General features: G+C 61.5%; 26 protein-coding genes. 1 reads left to right on the top strand and 25 read right to left on the bottom strand.

What is annotated here, in order from left to right; translation table 11 throughout:
* Positions 1–76: 76 nt before the first annotated feature.
* The 4 genes from ACFOEV_RS11425 to ACFOEV_RS11440 are packed head-to-tail and all read right to left on the bottom strand — an operon-like array spanning position 77 to position 3,754.
* Positions 77–838 (bottom strand): lysophospholipid acyltransferase family protein, encoded by a 762-nt coding sequence (locus ACFOEV_RS11425; RefSeq protein WP_386773982.1) that lies wholly within the window; start codon positions 836–838, stop codon positions 77–79.
* Entirely contained in the window at positions 835–1,704 is an 870-nt protein-coding gene (locus tag ACFOEV_RS11430) for a sugar nucleotide-binding protein (protein ID WP_386773984.1), read from the bottom strand. The genes ACFOEV_RS11425 and ACFOEV_RS11430 overlap by 4 nt, the downstream gene beginning before the upstream one ends.
* Positions 1,705–1,755: 51 nt before the next feature.
* Positions 1,756–2,316: a single-stranded DNA-binding protein gene (ssb, locus tag ACFOEV_RS11435; RefSeq protein WP_386773986.1), complete on the bottom strand. Its 561-nt coding sequence runs from the start codon at positions 2,314–2,316 to the stop codon at positions 1,756–1,758.
* 52 nt (positions 2,317–2,368) lie between these two features.
* Complete coding sequence (locus ACFOEV_RS11440; RefSeq protein ID WP_386773988.1) at positions 2,369–3,754, bottom strand: MFS transporter; 1,386 nt, start codon at positions 3,752–3,754, stop codon at positions 2,369–2,371.
* Between the two features lie 179 nt (positions 3,755–3,933).
* On the opposite strand from ACFOEV_RS11440, the gene uvrA reads away from it, so the two are divergent.
* Complete coding sequence (gene uvrA, locus ACFOEV_RS11445; protein ID WP_386773990.1) at positions 3,934–6,795, top strand: excinuclease ABC subunit UvrA; 2,862 nt, start codon at positions 3,934–3,936, stop codon at positions 6,793–6,795.
* A 173-nt stretch (positions 6,796–6,968) separates the two neighbouring features.
* On the opposite strand, the gene rplQ is transcribed toward uvrA, so the two are convergent.
* The 21 genes from rplQ to rpsC all read right to left on the bottom strand — a co-directional run bounded on the left by rplQ (position 6,969) and on the right by rpsC (position 17,166).
* The gene (rplQ, locus tag ACFOEV_RS11450; protein ID WP_016419104.1) at positions 6,969–7,355 is read right to left on the bottom strand and encodes a 50S ribosomal protein L17; all 387 of its coding nucleotides are present in this window, start codon (positions 7,353–7,355) and stop codon (positions 6,969–6,971) included.
* A 39-nt stretch (positions 7,356–7,394) separates the two neighbouring features.
* Positions 7,395–8,393 carry a DNA-directed RNA polymerase subunit alpha gene (locus tag ACFOEV_RS11455; RefSeq protein WP_386773992.1) on the bottom strand — a complete coding sequence of 333 codons (999 nt, stop codon included), beginning with the start codon at positions 8,391–8,393 and terminating at the stop codon, positions 7,395–7,397.
* A gap of 84 nt (positions 8,394–8,477) precedes the next feature.
* Positions 8,478–9,098 carry a 30S ribosomal protein S4 gene (rpsD, locus tag ACFOEV_RS11460; protein WP_386773994.1) on the bottom strand — a complete coding sequence of 207 codons (621 nt, stop codon included), beginning with the start codon at positions 9,096–9,098 and terminating at the stop codon, positions 8,478–8,480.
* Positions 9,099–9,110: 12 nt separating this feature from the next.
* Positions 9,111–9,497 carry a 30S ribosomal protein S11 gene (rpsK, locus tag ACFOEV_RS11465; RefSeq protein WP_386773996.1) on the bottom strand — a complete coding sequence of 129 codons (387 nt, stop codon included), beginning with the start codon at positions 9,495–9,497 and terminating at the stop codon, positions 9,111–9,113.
* Positions 9,498–9,536: 39 nt separating this feature from the next.
* Complete coding sequence (gene rpsM / locus ACFOEV_RS11470; protein ID WP_386773998.1) at positions 9,537–9,893, bottom strand: 30S ribosomal protein S13; 357 nt, start codon at positions 9,891–9,893, stop codon at positions 9,537–9,539.
* 125 nt (positions 9,894–10,018) lie between these two features.
* Positions 10,019–10,132 carry a 50S ribosomal protein L36 gene (rpmJ, locus tag ACFOEV_RS11475; RefSeq protein ID WP_031384759.1) on the bottom strand — a complete coding sequence of 38 codons (114 nt, stop codon included), beginning with the start codon at positions 10,130–10,132 and terminating at the stop codon, positions 10,019–10,021.
* Positions 10,133–10,161: 29 nt separating this feature from the next.
* Positions 10,162–11,493 (bottom strand): preprotein translocase subunit SecY, encoded by a 1,332-nt coding sequence (gene secY, locus ACFOEV_RS11480; RefSeq protein ID WP_386774001.1) that lies wholly within the window; start codon positions 11,491–11,493, stop codon positions 10,162–10,164.
* A complete protein-coding gene (rplO, locus tag ACFOEV_RS11485) occupies positions 11,494–11,928 on the bottom strand; it encodes a 50S ribosomal protein L15 (RefSeq protein WP_386774003.1) in 435 nt (144 codons plus the stop codon).
* A gap of 3 nt (positions 11,929–11,931) precedes the next feature.
* On the bottom strand, positions 11,932–12,114 hold the full coding sequence (gene rpmD, locus ACFOEV_RS11490) for a 50S ribosomal protein L30 (protein WP_386774005.1): 183 nt from the start codon (positions 12,112–12,114) through the stop codon (positions 11,932–11,934).
* Positions 12,115–12,120: 6 nt separating this feature from the next.
* On the bottom strand, positions 12,121–12,621 hold the full coding sequence (gene rpsE / locus ACFOEV_RS11495) for a 30S ribosomal protein S5 (RefSeq protein ID WP_386774007.1): 501 nt from the start codon (positions 12,619–12,621) through the stop codon (positions 12,121–12,123).
* 11 nt (positions 12,622–12,632) lie between these two features.
* Positions 12,633–12,983, bottom strand: a complete 351-nt coding sequence (rplR, locus tag ACFOEV_RS11500; RefSeq protein WP_386774009.1) for a 50S ribosomal protein L18 — start codon at positions 12,981–12,983, stop codon at positions 12,633–12,635.
* Positions 12,984–12,992: 9 nt separating this feature from the next.
* The gene (gene rplF, locus ACFOEV_RS11505) at positions 12,993–13,523 is read right to left on the bottom strand and encodes a 50S ribosomal protein L6 (RefSeq protein WP_386774011.1); all 531 of its coding nucleotides are present in this window, start codon (positions 13,521–13,523) and stop codon (positions 12,993–12,995) included.
* A 9-nt stretch (positions 13,524–13,532) separates the two neighbouring features.
* Positions 13,533–13,925: a 30S ribosomal protein S8 gene (rpsH, locus tag ACFOEV_RS11510; protein ID WP_386774013.1), complete on the bottom strand. Its 393-nt coding sequence runs from the start codon at positions 13,923–13,925 to the stop codon at positions 13,533–13,535.
* Positions 13,926–13,957: 32 nt separating this feature from the next.
* Positions 13,958–14,263 carry a 30S ribosomal protein S14 gene (gene rpsN / locus ACFOEV_RS11515; RefSeq protein WP_386774015.1) on the bottom strand — a complete coding sequence of 102 codons (306 nt, stop codon included), beginning with the start codon at positions 14,261–14,263 and terminating at the stop codon, positions 13,958–13,960.
* A gap of 10 nt (positions 14,264–14,273) precedes the next feature.
* Positions 14,274–14,813, bottom strand: a complete 540-nt coding sequence (gene rplE, locus ACFOEV_RS11520; protein WP_386774017.1) for a 50S ribosomal protein L5 — start codon at positions 14,811–14,813, stop codon at positions 14,274–14,276.
* A gap of 18 nt (positions 14,814–14,831) precedes the next feature.
* Complete coding sequence (rplX, locus tag ACFOEV_RS11525) at positions 14,832–15,149, bottom strand: 50S ribosomal protein L24 (RefSeq protein WP_386774020.1); 318 nt, start codon at positions 15,147–15,149, stop codon at positions 14,832–14,834.
* Between the two features lie 14 nt (positions 15,150–15,163).
* Complete coding sequence (gene rplN / locus ACFOEV_RS11530) at positions 15,164–15,535, bottom strand: 50S ribosomal protein L14 (protein ID WP_016419090.1); 372 nt, start codon at positions 15,533–15,535, stop codon at positions 15,164–15,166.
* A 50-nt stretch (positions 15,536–15,585) separates the two neighbouring features.
* Entirely contained in the window at positions 15,586–15,846 is a 261-nt protein-coding gene (gene rpsQ, locus ACFOEV_RS11535; protein WP_386774023.1) for a 30S ribosomal protein S17, read from the bottom strand.
* Position 15,847: 1 nt separating this feature from the next.
* Positions 15,848–16,039, bottom strand: a complete 192-nt coding sequence (rpmC, locus tag ACFOEV_RS11540) for a 50S ribosomal protein L29 (RefSeq protein ID WP_386774025.1) — start codon at positions 16,037–16,039, stop codon at positions 15,848–15,850.
* Complete coding sequence (gene rplP / locus ACFOEV_RS11545; protein WP_386774027.1) at positions 16,039–16,452, bottom strand: 50S ribosomal protein L16; 414 nt, start codon at positions 16,450–16,452, stop codon at positions 16,039–16,041. The genes rpmC and rplP overlap by 1 nt, the downstream gene beginning before the upstream one ends.
* A gap of 15 nt (positions 16,453–16,467) precedes the next feature.
* Entirely contained in the window at positions 16,468–17,166 is a 699-nt protein-coding gene (gene rpsC, locus ACFOEV_RS11550) for a 30S ribosomal protein S3 (protein WP_386774029.1), read from the bottom strand.
* Position 17,167 lies beyond the last annotated feature (1 nt).

Below are 17,167 nucleotides of genomic sequence, written 5' to 3' on the forward strand. Positions count from 1 at the left end.
CCGCACCCTGGTAACGGAAAACGGCGCCCCTTGCGGCGCCGTTTTTCATGCGGGATTACCGACTGAGAAGGCTAACCTAGCCGGGCAGCTTCTCGGTCGCCTGTTCCGCCTCCCGCGCTGGTCGCGGCACTTCGGAGATCTCTGCGAGCCTCGCCTCGATCCAGCTTTCCACCTCGACCAGCACTTCCTCCGGACTACGCCCGGTGGTCTCGATCGGCTCGCCGACCACCACATGCAGGGTGCCGGGATTCTTGATCCAATGGCGTCCCGGCCAACGTTCGCCGGCATTGTGGGCGACCGGCAATACCGGCACCCCCGCACGGCAAGCGATGACCGCGCCACTCTTGTTGTAACGCCGCCGCTGGCCCGGCTCGACTCGCGTGCCTTCGGGGAAGATCAGCACCGATAGGCCCTCCTGAAGGCGAGCGGTCCCCTGGGTCAAGACCTGCCTCATGGCCCGCGCCGGTTTCGAACGATCCAGGGCGATCGGCTTGAGCAGCCGCAGCCCCCAGCCGAAAACGGGGATATTCAGCAACTCGCGCTTCAATACCGTGCACACCGGCGGCTTGAGTAACTGCAGGTAGATGGTTTCCCACTCGCACTGATGGTTGGCAAGAATCACGCAGGGCCCCGTCGGCCGATGCTCACGGCCGCGCATCTCGTAGCGCACTCCGCAGCTCACTCGGAACCAGGCGACGATGAAGTGGTTATAGAGATTGAGTAGACGATAACGCGCTCTCAATGGCAGCAGCGGAGTCAGCGGCAGGAAAAGTACCCCGCATACCAGCATGGCCAGAAAATAACCGGCGTAGAACAAGAGACTGCGTATCAGGTTCATGCCGGCTCCTCGGCCCGCGCATGGCACCAGGCATCCAGCATCCGTCCAATCTCGAGGCGCCAGGGTTTCTGGTGCACGCCGAAGGCTTCCAGCACTCGCCGACAGTTGAGCACCCGACGCAGAGGCTGGCCATGGTGATGATTGAGCGCCTTGAGTTGCCCCAGTTCGACTCGCTCGCCCAGTCCTTCCAGACGCGTGGCCAGTTGCGTGCGAACCATGGAAGCGAAGGTATAGGCGCTGACCGGCTCGGTGCCCGCCAGGTGATAGGCTCCCCACGCATCGGCACCGCAATGCAGTTGATGCAACATGCCCAGCAGGGCCATGGCGGCGGCATCCGCCGACGTCGGACAGAAAACCACGTCCTCGGCGACCCGCACCTCGTCACCGGCCATCAGGCTATCGAGCAGCTCGCTCAGCCAGGCTTCGGCTCCCTCCAGGGCGAACAACGGCCCCAAGCGCACGATCAGGTGCCGAGAATACTGCTCGCGAATCCGATCACCGGTGAGAATCAAGCGTCGCAGGCTCTCGTCCCGTGGCGCCGGAATCATGTGCTCATCAATGGGCTCGTCGGAACCATCCTCGTAAAGCTGGTCGGAGACGCACCAGACCAAGGGGACATGCGTCTGCTGGCATGCCTCCAGCCAGGCCTCGACCGCCTCGGCGTGGGCCGCGACCGCCGCCGGCTCAGCGCTGATAGGCTGCGCCAGCGGGGGGATCACCAACGCATCCGGCGCGATCTCTTCGAGCCAGCCAGGTGCCAATGCCAACCCTGCCTCGATCACCAGTTCGGTATCGCTGCGGCGATTGGCTTCACGAGCCAGCGCCAGGCTCAGACAATGCCCGGCATCCAGTATCAGCAACTTCACGACGACTCCTTACCCCATCACCGGCATCCGACAACCTCTCGCGAGTAGCGTTTAGAACGGTATTTCGTCATCGAAGTCATCGAAGCTGCCAGGGTTGGGTGCCCCGTAGTTGTTGCCCTGCTGGGGAGCGCCACCCGGAGCGGGCGGTTGCGAAGCCGGCTGTTGCTGCGGGGGACGCTGCTGGCCACCTTGTGGCTGACCATAGTTGCCCTGTTGCGGCATGCCGTTGCCGAACCCCTGGCTCGGTTGCTGGAAGTCGCCGGCTCCCTGGCCACTACGCGAATCGAGCATCTGCATGTCGTTGGCGACGATCTCGGTACTGTAGCGATCCTGGCCATTCTGATCCTGCCACTTGCGTGTCTGCAGGCGGCCTTCGATATACAGCCGCGAGCCCTTCTTGACGTACTGTTGAGCGATTTCCGCCAGCTTGTTGAACAGTACCACTCGGTGCCATTCGGTACGTTCCTGACGCTGGCCGCTCTGGCGATCGGTCCAGGTGTCGGTGGTCGCCAGGTTAAGGTTGGCGACAGCGGTGCCGGAAGGCGTGAAGCGCACTTCCGGATCCTGCCCCAGGTTACCGATCAAGATGACTTTGTTTACACCACGGGCCATGCTGGTCTCCTTGCACTGTCTGCTAATGCAGCCTGTATTGAGTATGGGCGCCTCAAACGCCCTTGTGATCGTGCCGGGCCCCGACGACTCGCGCCAGGGCATCGCTGTCCAATTGCTGCCGATCCACCTTCAGATAGACGACCCGCTCGTCGGGCACCACCAGCACGTCTTCCACACCCGCCACCTCGGCGAAGCGCTCCATCAGGGTGTCCAGGGCATCGCCATGGGTTTCCTCGTCCAACGCGACCACCTCACTGGCCAGATGGCGCGGTGTCGGCATGCCCCAGACCGCTGCCAGCCAAACGAGGGCGACCACTCCACAGCCATAGAATACCGCATCATAGCCGAAGTGTTGTGCCAGCCCGCCTCCCAGCAAGCCTCCCAGGAAGGCCCCCAGGAACTGGCTGGTCGAGTAGATCCCCATGGCGGTGCCCTTGGCACCGGCCGGCGCCAGCTTGCTGAGCATCGACGGCAGCGTCGCCTCGAGCAGGTTGAAAGCGGTGAAGAAACCGAGCAACAGGGCGACCAGCGCCCACCAGGAGCCCACCATCGCCAATGCCAGCAGACAAGTGGCCATGCTCGCCACCGCCGCCACAAACACTGTCTTCATGCGGCGCTTCTTCTCGGCGACGATCACCAGCGGCACCATGCCGACGAAGGCCAATGCCATGATCGCCAGATAAACGCCGCCATGCTGTGCGGCACCGATCCCCGCCGCCAGCAGACGGAAGGGGACAGCGACGAAAATCGCCATCAGGATCAGGTGCAGGGCGAAGATCGAGATATTCAAGCGCAGCAGGTCGCTGCGCCCGAGAATGGCCTTCAACTGGTGACGGTCGAGTACTACGTCACGATGCCGCGACCGGCGAGGCGCCCTGGGCACCAGACGCCATAACACCACCAACCCCAGTGCGGCCAGTAGGGCCGTGAACCAGAACACGCCTGCCAGGCCGAAGGACGCCGCCACCAGCGGCCCCAACACCATGGCCACGGCGAAGGCCACACCGATCGACAGACCGATGATGGCCATGGCCGCAGTCCGCACCTCTTCGCGGGTCTGGTCGGCGAGCAGCGCCATGATCGCTGCTGCCACCGCCCCGCTGCCCTGCAGGCAGCGCCCGAGGATCACTCCGCCAATGCTGTCCGCCTGGGCGGCCACCACACTGCCCAGCAGAAACAGGGTCAAGCCCAGCGCGATCACCGCCTTGCGCCCGATACGGTCGGACAGCAGACCGAACGGAATCTGCAGGATCGCCTGGGTCAGACCATAGCCACCCAACGCCAGGCCAACCAGCAGCGGCGTGGCGCCGGCAAGGTCGTCGGCATACAGGGCCAGTACCGGCAACACCATGAACAGGCCCAGCATGCGCGAGGCATACAGACCGGCCAGGCCGATGATGGCACGACGCTCGGTGGCTAACAGCAGACGAGAGACCATATGGCGGGATGTCCAACGTTCACGTGAAGAGGCGACGGCTCGCCCGGTACGGACCCTACATTCTACCGGCTCGGTGCCATCCAGGGAAAGGCGGCACGCTGCAGGAAAGGCAGGATCGCTTTGCTGTGACATCGACCGACGCCGTATAATCGACCTTTTGCACACTGCACGAGGTGGCAATGGACAGGATCCTGGTCAGGGGTGCCCGCACCCACAACCTCAAGCAAATCGATGTCGAACTGCCACGCGACAAGCTGATCGTGGTCACCGGTCTATCGGGCTCCGGCAAGTCGTCCCTGGCCTTCGACACCCTGTACGCTGAAGGGCAGCGTCGCTACGTGGAGTCGCTGTCGACCTATGCCCGCCAGTTCCTGTCGATGATGGAAAAGCCCGACGTCGACCATATCGAAGGCCTGTCACCGGCGATCTCCATCGAGCAGAAGTCCACCTCCCACAATCCGCGCTCCACCGTGGGTACCATCACCGAGATCTACGACTACCTGCGCCTACTGTTCGCTCGTGCCGGCACCCCGCGCTGTCCGGAGCACGGCGAGGATCTCGAGGCACAGACCATCTCGCAGATGGTCGACCAGGTCCTGGCGCTGCCGGAGGGCAGCAAGCTGATGCTGCTGGCCCCGGTGATCACGGGTCGCAAGGGCGAGCATCTGCAACTGCTCAGCGAACTGCGGGCCCAAGGCTTCGTGCGCGCCCTGATCGACGGCCAGGTCCTTGAACTCGACGACATCGCCCCCCTGGACAAGAACAGAAAACACGACATCAGCGTGGTGGTGGACCGCATCAAGGTCCGTGACGGTCTCGCGCAACGCCTGGCGGAATCCTTCGAGACGGCTCTGGGCCTGGCCGACGGCATCGCCATCGTCCACTTCATGGACGGCGAGCACGATGACATCACCTTCTCGGCGCGTTTCGCCTGCCCGGTATGCGGTTACTCCATCGCCGAACTCGAACCGCGGATGTTCTCGTTCAACAACCCGGCTGGCGCATGCCCGACCTGCGATGGCCTGGGGGTACAGCAATTCTTCGACCCCGACAAGTTGATCAGCCATCCCGAACTGTCGCTGGCCGAAGGAGTGATCAAGGGCTGGGACCGGCGCAGCGTCTATTATTTCAATCAGTTGCAGGCAGTGGCCGAGCATTATCGCTTCGCCCTGGAAACGCCCTGGCAGGACCTGGCGCGTCACGAGCGCGAGATCATCCTGCATGGCAGCGGCGACGACCATATCGCCTTCAGCTACATCAATGACCGTGGCCGCAAGGTTACCCGCGAGCACCCTTTCGAGGGCGTCCTGCCCAACATGCAGCGCCGCTACCGCGAGACCGAATCCAACATGGTGCGCGAGGACCTGGCCCGCTACCTCGCCGTACAGTCCTGCCCGACCTGCCATGGCAGCCGGTTGCGCAAGGAGTCGCGGCATGTCTATATCGACGAGCGCACCCTACCCGACATCGTGCGCTTACCCATTGGCGATGCCTGGCACTACTTCAAGGCGTTGGCGCTACCCGGGCGCAAGGGCGAGATCGCCGTCAAGATCATCAACGAAATCCAGGCACGCCTGGAATTCCTGGTCAATGTCGGCCTCGACTACCTCAACCTGGAACGCAGCGCCGAGACCCTGTCCGGCGGCGAGGCGCAGCGCATCCGCCTGGCCAGCCAGATCGGTGCCGGCCTGGTCGGGGTGATGTATATCCTCGACGAGCCGTCCATCGGCCTGCACCAGCGCGACAACGACCGGCTTCTCAAGACGCTGGTTCACCTGCGCGACCTCGGCAACACCGTGATCGTCGTCGAGCACGACGAGGAAGCCATCATGTCCGCCGACCACGTGCTGGACATCGGGCCCGGGGCCGGCGTCCATGGTGGCCGTGTGGTCGCCCAGGGCACCCCGGAGCAGATTCGGGCCTCTTCCCACTCGCTCACCGGTCAGTATCTGGCCGGCACCCGGCGTATCGAGGTACCGCCATGGCGCATCCCTGGCAACCCCGAGAAGGCCTTGCGTCTCACCGGTGCCAGGGGCAACAACCTGCGCAACGTGACCCTGGATCTGCCGTTGGGCCTGTTCATTTGCGTGACCGGGGTCTCCGGCTCCGGCAAGTCGACGCTGATCAACTCGACCCTGATGCCGATCGCCGCCCGTGAGCTCAACAAGGCCACCACCCTGACCCCGGCGCCCTTCGATACCATCGAGGGGCTCGAGCAGCTCGACAAGATCATCGACATCGACCAGAGCCCCATCGGCCGCACGCCGCGTTCCAACCCGGCCACCTATACCGGCATCTTCACGCCGATCCGCGAGCTGTTCGCCGGCACTCAGGAAGCCCGCTCCCGCGGCTACAAACCCGGTCGCTTCTCGTTCAACGTCAAAGGTGGACGCTGCGAGGCTTGCCAGGGCGAAGGCATGATCAAGGTCGAGATGCACTTTCTGCCGGATATCTATGTGCCCTGCGACGTGTGCAAGGGCAAACGCTACAACCGCGAGACCCTGGAGATCCAGTACAAGGGCAAGAGCATCCACGAAGTGCTGGAGATGACCGTGGAAGAGGCCCTGGAATTCTTCAGCCCGGTCCCCGCCATTGCCCGGCGTCTGCAGACACTGATGGACGTGGGGCTGTCCTATATCCGCCTGGGCCAGAGTGCCACCACCCTGTCCGGCGGGGAAGCCCAGCGCGTCAAACTGGCTCGCGAGCTGGCCAAGCGCGATACCGGCAAGACCCTGTATATCCTCGACGAACCGACCACCGGCTTGCACTTCGAGGACATCCGTCAACTGCTGACGGTCCTTCACCGACTACGCGATCACGGCAACACCATCGTGGTCATCGAACACAATCTGGACGTGATCAAGACCGCTGACTGGCTCATCGACCTGGGCCCCGAGGGCGGTTCCGGCGGCGGACGCATCATCGCCGAAGGCACCCCGGAACAAGTGGCAAGAATGGACACATCGCACACAGGACGTTTTCTCAGGCCGCTATTGGAGCGCGCTGAGCACCGCCAGGCGGAACCGGAGGCTACGGCGTAAGCTTGTAAGCTGTAAGCTGTAAGCTGTAAGCTGTAAGCAGAGCATGAAACCCCGCAGGCCAGGACCTGACGGGGTTTCTTATGGCTTAGAGCTTAAGGCTTACAGCTAAATAAAAAAACCGGCTCCCAGGGGAGCCGGTTTTGTCTGCCGTGTCGGCGACGCCTGCCCGAGGATCACTCCTCGCCAGCGGCTTCCTCGACGACCGGACGGTCGACCAGTTCGACGTAGGCCATGGGGGCGTTGTCGCCGGTGCGGAAACCGCACTTGAGGATACGGACGTAACCGCCCGGACGCTCGACGTAACGCGGACCCAGCTCATTGAAGAGCTTGCCGACCGCTTCTTTGGAGCGGGTACGGCTGAAGGCCAGACGACGATTGGCAACGCTGTCCTGCTTGGCCAGGGTGATCAGCGGCTCGATATGACGACGCAGTTCCTTGGCCTTGGGCAGGGTTGTCTTGATCACTTCGTGCTCGACCAGCGACACGCACATGTTCTTGAACATGGCCTGACGGTGCGAGCTGGTACGATTGAGGTGACGACCACTCTTACGATGACGCATGGTTGTGATTCCTTACCAAACTGGGACTCGAGTCGACGCTCACGCAGAGGCCTTGTCGTCCTTCAGGCTCGCCGGCGGCCAATTCTCCAGCCGCATGCCAAGGGACAGACCGCGTGCTGCCAACACGTCCTTGATTTCATTCAGGGACTTCTTGCCGAGATTCGGGGTCTTCAACAGCTCCACTTCGGTACGCTGGATCAGATCACCGATGTAGTAGATATTCTCGGCCTTCAGACAGTTGGCACTGCGGACGGTCAACTCGAGATCGTCTACGGGGCGCAGCAGGATGGGATCGATATGATCCTCTTCCTCCTCCACTTCCTGTTCCTTGTCGGCTTCCAGGTCGACGAACGCACCCAACTGCTCCTGCAGGATGGTGGCGCTGCGCCGGATCGCCTCTTCCGGATCCAGGGTGCCGTCGGTTTCCAGGTCGATGACCAGCTTGTCGAGGTCGGTACGCTGCTCGACACGCGCCGCTTCGACGGCATAGGAAACACGACGCACGGGGCTGAAGGTCGCATCCAACTGCAGGCGACCAATGGCCCGGGACTCGTCATCCGCACCTTCACGGGTATCCGCCGGCTCGTAGCCACGGCCACGGGCGATCTTGAGCTGCATCTTCAGCTCGGCGCCTTCGTTGACGTGAGCGATCACGTGCTCGGGGTTGACGATTTCCACATCGTGGTCGGTGGCGATATCGCCGGCCGTCACGACACCCGGGCCCTGCTTGTTCAGCGTGAGCACAGCTTCGTCGCGGCTATGCATCTTGATCGCCACGTCCTTGAGATTCAGGAGGATTTCGATGACGTCTTCCTGGACCCCTTCGATCGCACTGTACTCATGGTCGACTCCCGCGATCTCGGCTTCCACCACGGCGCAGCCGGGCATGGAAGAGAGCAGGATGCGACGCAGAGCATTCCCCAGGGTGTGACCGAAGCCGCGCTCGAACGGCTCGAGCACGATCTTCGCGTGGTGCGCGCTGATCTCTTCGACCTTGATATCGCGAGGACGGAGAAACTCTGTCACTGAACGCTGCATTATGAACACCTTTAGGCTGCCAAACGGATACTCGGTACTCTCCACCGGACCCGGAGGCCGGGCCCGGCATTGCCACGGGGGCAATTACTTCGAGTACAGCTCGACGATCAGGTTTTCGTTGATGTCGGCAGACAAGTCGCCGCGTTCAGGCAGTGCCTTGAAAGTGCCTTCCATCTTCTTGGAGTCGACGTCGATCCAGGCCACATCGCCACGCTGCGCGGCAATCGCCAGCGCGGACTGGATGCGGGTCTGGTTCTTGGCCTTCTCACGCACGGCCACCACGTCACCCGGCTTGACCTGATAGGATGCCACGTTGACGGTGCGGCCGTTGACGGTGATGGCCTTATGGCTCACCAGCTGACGCGCTTCGGAACGCGTGGAGCCAAAGCCCATGCGGTAGACGACATTGTCCAGTCGGGATTCGAGCAGTTGCAGCAACAACTCGCCGGTCGCGCCCTTGAGACGGGCTGCTTCCTTGTAGTAGTTGCGGAACTGCTTCTCGAGCACGCCGTAGATGCGACGTACTTTCTGCTTCTCGCGAAGCTGCAAGCCGTAGTCGGAAAGACGCTGACGGCGCTGGCCGTGCACACCCGGAATCTGCTCGGATTTGCACTTCTTCTCGAAGGGAGTGACACCGCTCTTCAGAAAGAGGTCGGTACCTTCACGACGAGACAGTTTGCACTTCGGTCCAATATAACGAGCCATGAGTCTGTCTCCTTAAACGCGGCGTTTCTTCGGCGGACGGCAACCGTTGTGAGGAACGGGCGTCGCGTCGGTAATGCTCTGCACGCGGAAACCGGCGGCATTCAGTGCGCGCACGGCGGACTCACGACCAGGACCGGGGCCCTTGACCAGCACGTCGACGTTTTTCACACCATACTCGGCTGCAGCGGTCGCTGCACGTTCACTTGCTACTTGAGCAGCGAACGGGGTGCTCTTGCGAGAACCACGAAAACCCGAACCACCGGCAGTTGCCCAAGAGAGAGCATTGCCCTGGCGGTCTGTGATCGTCACGATCGTATTGTTAAAAGAGGCGTGGATGTGGGCGACCGCATCCACTACCTGCTTTTTCACCTTTTTACGGGTACTACGCGGGTTAGCCATGTTGATGTTTCTTCCTGTCTTGACGCCAGAACGTGCGTGTTATTTGCGAATCGGCTTGCGCGGGCCCTTGCGGGTACGCGCATTGGTCTTGGTGCGCTGACCGCGCAACGGAAGACCACGACGATGACGCAGACCACGATAGCAACCCAGGTCCATGAGACGCTTGATGTTCAGCGTCACATCACGACGAAGATCGCCCTCAACGGTATATTTGCCGACTTCAGTACGCAGGGTGTCCAGCTCTTCAGAGGACAGATCCTGAATCTTGGTGGTCGGCGCAATGCCGGAAGCGGCACAGACCTGCTGTGCACGAGTACGGCCAATCCCGAAGATATAGGTCAGCGAGATCGCCGCATGCTTGTTGTCCGGGATATTGACGCCTGCAATACGGGCCATCAGCTTACTCCGAAATTTGAGCGGCTTGCTCGATTGATCAACTACAAAAGGCGCAACAGCATACCCCTTTACCCAGCAAAGGGCAAGGGATATGCCGGCACCCGGTTCATGACAGTCGTCAGGAATCAGCCCTGGCGCTGTTTGTGCCGCGGTTCGGTGCAGATGACGCGTACGGCGCCATTGCGACGAATGATCTTGCAGTTACGGCACATTTTCTTTACGGAAGCTCGAACTTTCATCGTTCTCTCCAAATCGCGTGCGGCGCGCCTCAGCGCATGATGCCGCCGCTACCGTAGCCTTTCAGGTTGGACTTCTTCATCACCGACTCGTACTGATGCGACATGAGGTGCGACTGCACCTGGGCCATGAAGTCCATGATCACGACCACCACGATCAGCAAGGAGGTACCGCCGAAGAAGAACGGCACGTTCCAGGCCACGATCAGGAACTGGGGCATCAGGGAAACCGCAGTGATGTACAGGGCACCGAACAGGGTCAGACGGGTCATGACCTTGTCGACATAGCGAGCGGTCTGCTCGCCAGGCCGAATGCCCGGCAGGAAGGCCCCCGACTTCTTGAGGTTGTCAGCGACATCCTTGGGGTTGAAGACCAGCGCTGTGTAAAAGAAGCAGAAGAATATCACCGCCGCGCCGAAAAGCAAGATGTACAGTGGCTGTCCCGGGCCGAGAGCCAGGGAGGCCGTCTGCAACCAGCCCAGCCCCTCGCCGGCACCGACCCACTGGCCGAGCGACGCGGGGAACAGCAGGATACTGGACGCGAAGATGGCCGGGATGACGCCCGCCATGTTGACCTTCAGCGGCAGATAGCTGCTCTGTCCAGCATACATCTTGTTACCCACCTGGCGGCGCGGATAGTTCACAGTGATGCGGCGCTGGCCGCGCTCGATGAACACCACGAAAGCCACAGTGGCGATACCCAGCACGGAAAGTGCCAGCAGCGGCAGCACATTCCAGGCACCGTCGTTGCGCGCCAGCTCGAAGGACTGGCCGACCGCACCCGGCAGACCCGCGACGATCCCCGAGAAGATCAACAGCGAAATGCCGTTGCCGATGCCTTTCTCGGTAATCTGCTCGCCCAACCACATCAGGAACACCGCACCGCACACGAAGGTGACCACGGCAGTGAAATAGAAGCTGAAGTCGGCCGTGTAGGCGATACCCTGGCCCGCCAGCCCGACGGACATGCCGACGGCCTGAATGAAGGCCAACAGCACCGTGCCGTAGCGGGTGTATTGGCTGATCTTGCGGCGACCGGCCTCGCCTTCCTTCTTCAACTGCTCGAGGTGGGGCGAGACCGCCGTCAACAGCTGCATGATGATCGACGCCGAGATGTAGGGCATGATGCCCAGGGCGAAGATGCTCATGCGCTCCAGTGCACCGCCCGAGAACATGTTGAACATGCCCAGGATGGTGCCCTGCTGCTCCCTGAACAAGGCAGCAAGCTGGTCAGGATTGATACCGGGCACGGGGATGTGGGCACCGATGCGGTACACCACGATGGCGAGGAGCACGAAGCGCAGGCGCGCCCAGAGTTCACCCAGACCGCTGCCCATCGCCGGCATGTTTCCTGACTTAGCCATTTAGTCCTCTACCTTGCCACCAGCGGCTTCGATCGCGGCACGGGCACCCTTGGTGACCTTGAGACCACGGACGGTGACCGCCTTGTTCAGTTCGCCGGAGAGGATCACCTTCGCATACTGCGTGGCGTCCTTGAGCACGTTGGCCTTCTTCAGGCTCTCCAGGTCGGCGATGTCGCCGTCGACCTTGGCCAGCTCGAACAGGCGCACTTCTTCGCTGACCAGCGACTTCATGGACGTGAAGCCGAACTTGGGCAGACGACGCTGCAGCGGCATCTGACCGCCCTCGAAACCGGGCTTCACCGTGCCACCGCTACGCGCTTTCTGACCCTTGTGACCACGGCCACCGGTCTTGCCCAGACCGGAGCCGATGCCACGGCCGACGCGCTTCTCGGCGTGCTTGGAGCCCGGTGCCGGGCTCAGGCTATTGAGTTTCATGGATTACTCTCCCTCAACACGCACAAGGTAGTTGACCTTGTGGATCATGCCGCGCACGGCGGGGGTGTCTTCCAGTTCGACCGTGTGACCGATACGGCGCAGACCCAGGCCCTTCATGGTGGCCTTGTGCTTGGCCAGGACGCCGATGGTGCTGCGGATCTGGGTAACCTTGATCGTTGCTGCCATGGTCTCTTACCCCGTGATCGCTTCGACGGACAGGCCGCGCTTGGCGGCGATGTCTTCCGGAGACTGCATGGAGGCAAGACCATTGATGGTCGCGCGCACCACATTCACCGGATTGGTGGAGCCGTAGCACTTGGCCAGGACGTCATGGACGCCGGCCAGTTCGAGCACGGAGCGCATGGCACCGCCGGCGATGATCCCGGTACCCTCGGAGGCCGGCTGCATGTACACCTTGGAGGCGCCGTGACGGGCCTTGACCGGGTACTGCAGCGTGCTGCCACTGAGGCTGACCTTGATCATGTTACGACGTGCCTGATCCATGGCCTTCTGGATCGCGACCGGCACTTCACGCGCCTTGCCGCGGCCGAAGCCAACGCGACCATTGCCATCGCCGACGACGGTCAGTGCGGTGAAGCCGAAAATACGACCACCCTTGACCACCTTGGCGACGCGGTTGACCTGCACGAGCTTTTCCTGCAGATCGCCGCCGTTCTGTTCATTCTTCGCCATCGTAAAACCCTTTAGAATTCCAGACCGCCTTCACGTGCGGCATCGGCCAGGGCCTTGACGCGGCCATGGTACTTGAAACCGGCACGATCGAAGGCCACCTGAGTGATGCCTGCTTCCTTAGCGCGTTCCGCAATCAGCGCACCCACCTTGGCGGCGGCGTCTGTATTGCCGGTACCGCCCTCGCGCAGAGCCTTGTCCAGCGTAGAAGCACTGGCCAGGACCTTGCCACCATCCGGCGAGATGATCTGCGCATAGATGTGACGCGGGGTACGGTTGACGCACAGGCGATACACGCCCAGCTCGCGAATCTTGGCGCGAGCGCGGCGGGCACGACGGAGACGAGATTCTTTCTTCGCGTTCATAACCCTGCCTTACTTCTTCTTGGCTTCTTTGCGGCGGACCTGCTCGTCGCCGTACCGGATACCCTTGCCCTTATAGGGCTCAGGCGGACGGAAGGCGCGGATTTCCGCGGCAACCTGGCCGAGCTTCTGCTTGTCCGCGCTCTTCAGCACGATGACGGTGTTCTTCGGCGTTTCCGCCGTGACACCCTCGGGCAGCGTGTACTCGACCGGGTGGGAGAAGCCCAGTGTCAGGTTGAGCGTCTTGCCACTTGCCTGGGCACGATAGCCGACGCCGTTGATCTCGAGGGACTTGGTGAAGCCCTCGGCGACACCGGTGACCAGATTCTGGACCAGTGCGCGAGTGGTACCGACCATTGCCCAGCTCTTGGCGGTTTCGCTCGGGTTGAAGGTCAACTGACCCTCTTCCTGACCGATCACCACGTCAGGGTGAACGGTCATGGCGAGTGAGCCCTGACCACCCTTGACGGTCAGCTGGTCGCCGTCGAGCTTGACCTCGACGCCACTGGGCAATTTAACCGGATATTTGGCTACGCGGGACATTCCAAACTCCTAGAATACGGTGCAGATGACTTCGCCACCGACACCGGCATGACGGGCCGCACGATCGGTCATCACGCCCTGGGAGGTGGAAACGATCGCGATCCCCATGCCATCGGCGACCTTCGGCAGCGCGTCCTTGCCCTTGTACGAGCGAAGGGACGGCTTGGAAACTCGCTGGATGTGCTCGATGACCGGCTTGCCCTCGAAGTACTTGAGGGTCACGGTCAACTCGGGCTTGGCCCCTTCAGCGACGGTGAAGTCGCTGATATAGCCCTCTTCCTTCAATACGCGGGCCAGCTCGACCTTGAGCTTGGAGGACGGCATGGTGACCGTCTCCTTGGTGGCCATCTGCGCATTGCGGATACGGGTGAACATATCCGCCAGCGTATCTTGCATGCTCATTACGTTGCGCTCCTGATGATTCTACGTGGCCGTTACCAGCTGGACTTCTTGAGTCCGGGAACGTCGCCACGCATGGCGGCTTCACGCAGCTTGTTGCGGCCGAGGCCGAACTTGTTGTAGAAGCCGTGCGGACGACCCGTGATACGGCAGCGGTTACGCTGGCGCACCGGGCTGGAGTCGCGCGGCAGCTGCTGCAACTTGAGCTGCGCCTCGAAGCGCTCGTCGTCGGAAGCGTTCACGTCGTTGATGATGGCCTTGAGTGACGCACGCTTGGCGGCGTACTTCTCGACCAGCTTGGTGCGCTTCAGTTCGCGCTCAACCATGCTTTTCTTTGCCATGATCCCACCCTTATTTCTTGAACGGGAAGTTCAGCGCGCTCAGCAGCGCACGGCCTTCTTCATCGGTGTTGGCAGTGGTGGTGACAGTGACATCCAGACCACGAATCCGGTCGATCTTATCATATTCGATCTCCGGGAAGATGATCTGCTCACGCACCCCCATGGAATAGTTGCCACGACCGTCGAAGGACTTCGGGTTGAGACCACGGAAGTCACGCACGCGGGGGATCGCGATGTTCACCAGGCGGTCCAGGAATTCCCACATCCGCGCACCGCGCAGCGTGACCTTGATTCCGATGGGCCAGCCTTCACGCACCTTGAAGCCCGCAATGGACTTACGTGCCTTGGTCACCATCGGCTTCTGACCGGAGAGCTTCTCCAGGTCACCGACGGCATTTTCGATCAGCTTCTTGTCGCTGGTCGCGTCGCCGATACCCATGTTGAGGGTCACCTTGGTGATCCGGGGCACCTGCATCACATTGGCGTAGCTGAACTGCTCTTGGAGTTGAGCCACCACCTCGTTCTGATAACGTTCTTTCAAGTTCGCCATTTTGCTACCCGACTCGCGTTAGGCGTCGATCTGCGTCTGCGTCGACTTGTAGATACGTACCTTGGTACCGTCTTCCTGGATCTGGAAGCCGACGCGATCCGCCTTACCGGTCTCCTGATTGAAGATGGCTACGTTGGACGCGTGAATCGGAGCCTCGCGCTCGACGATACCGCCCTGGTTGCCCGCCATGGGATTGGGCTTGGTGTGACGCTTGATCATGTTCACACCGGACACGACATAGCGATCGTCTTTGAGAACGCGCTTGATCGTGCCACGCTTGCCCTTGTCCTTGCCGGCAATGACGATCACTTCATCGTCACGTTTGATCTTTTGCATATCCGCCTCGCTCCTTACAGCACTTCAGGCGCCAAGGAAATGATCTTCATGAACTTCTCGGTACGAAGCTCACGAGTGACCGGCCCAAAGATACGGGTCCCGATCGGCTGTTCGTTGGTGTTGTTCAACAGAACCGCCGCATTTCCATCGAAGCGGATCAGCGACCCGTCACCACGACGGACGCCACTACGGGTGCGAACCACTACCGCCTTGAGGACCTGGCCTTTCTTGACCTTGCCCCGCGGAATGGCTTCTTTCACCGTGACCTTGATGATGTCGCCCACGCGCGCATAGCGACGGTGTGAACCGCCCAGCACCTTGATGCATTGCACCCGGCGCGCGCCGCTGTTGTCGGCGACATCCAGCATTGTCTGAGTCTGAATCATCGGTTTTCTCCAAACCTAATCTGACCGCACTGCTCCGAAGAAGGCCGAACTCAGCCCTTGGCCTGCTCGACCACTTCGACCAGCGTCCAGGCTTTCTTCTTCGACAGGGGACGCGATTCCGCAATGGAAACGGTGTCGCCGGCCTTCGCCTGATTCTGCGCGTCATGGGCATGCAGCTTGGTGGAGCGTTTCACGTACTTGCCGTAAATCGGATGACGCTCACGGCGCTCGATCATCACGACGATGGACTTGTCCATCTTGTCGCTCACCACCTTGCCGGTGAGCATACGGGGTTTCTTCTCTTCGGCCATCTCAGTCACCTGCCTTCTCGTTGAGCACAGTCTTCACACGGGCGATATCCCGACGGACCTGCTTGAGCAGATGGAACTGGCTGAGTTGGCCGGTGGCCTTCTGCATGCGCAGGTTGAACTGCTCGCGGAGGAGTTCGAAGAGCTGCTCGCGCAGTTCCTCTACTGTCTTTTCACGAATTTCCTGGGCTTTCATCACATCACCGTCCGTTTCACAAAGGTGGTGGAGACCGGGAACTTCTGAGCGGCCAGGCCGAATGCCTCACGCGCCAGCTCTTCGGAAACGCCCTCGATCTCGTAAAGGACACGGCCTGGCTGGATCTGTGCGACCCAGTACTCCACGGAGCCCTTACCCTTACCCATACGGACCTCCAAGGGCTTCTTGGAGACCGGCTTGTCCGGGAAGACCCGGATCCAGATCTTGCCGCCACGCTTGACGTGACGCGTGATGGCACGACGACCAGCTTCGATCTGGCGGGCGGTGACGCGACCGCGCCCGGTGGCTTTCAGGCCATATTCGCCGAAGCTCACCTTGTTTCCGCGATGCGCCAGGCCACGGTTGCGGCCCTTCATCATCTTGCGGAATTTCGTACGCTTGGGTTGTAACATCGATTCGCTCTCCCCTTACCTGGAACCTTTCTTCTTGGAGGGCGCGGCCTGCGGCTGTTTGGCCTTGGCGCGGACCTCTTCGATGCCCCCGAGGATTTCACCCTTGAAGATCCATACCTTGACGCCGATGACGCCGTAGGTGGTGTGGGCTTCGTAGGTGGCGTAATCGATGTCCGCGCGCAGGGTGTGCAGCGGGACTCGACCTTCGCGATACCATTCGGTACGGGCGATTTCCGCGCCACCGAGACGACCGGAGAGCATCACCTTGATGCCGCCGGCGCCCAGGCGCATGGAGTTCTGCACCGCACGCTTCATGGCACGACGGAACATCACGCGACGCTCGAGTTGGCCGGCGATGTTCTGCGCGACGAGCTTGGCGTCGAGTTCCGGCTTGCGAACCTCTTCGATGTTGACGTGCACCGGCACACCCATCATCTGGGTAACGTCGCGACGCAGGCGATCGACATCCTCACCCTTCTTGCCAATCACGATGCCCGGACGGGCGGTGTGAATGGTGATGCGTGCATTGTTCGCCGGACGCTCGATGTGGATGTGGCTCACGGACGCATTCTTCAGACGTTCCTCGAGGAAGCGACGTACTTCGAGGTCGTTGTTCAGCTTGTCGGCATAGGCACCGCGCTCGGCGTACCACACCGAGGTATGATCCTTGACGATACCCAGCCGAATACCTGTCGGATTTACTTTCTGACCCATC

The organism is Litchfieldella rifensis (genome assembly GCF_042646605.1).
In the GTDB taxonomy this organism is placed as follows: Bacteria; Pseudomonadota; Gammaproteobacteria; order Pseudomonadales; family Halomonadaceae; genus Litchfieldella; species Litchfieldella rifensis.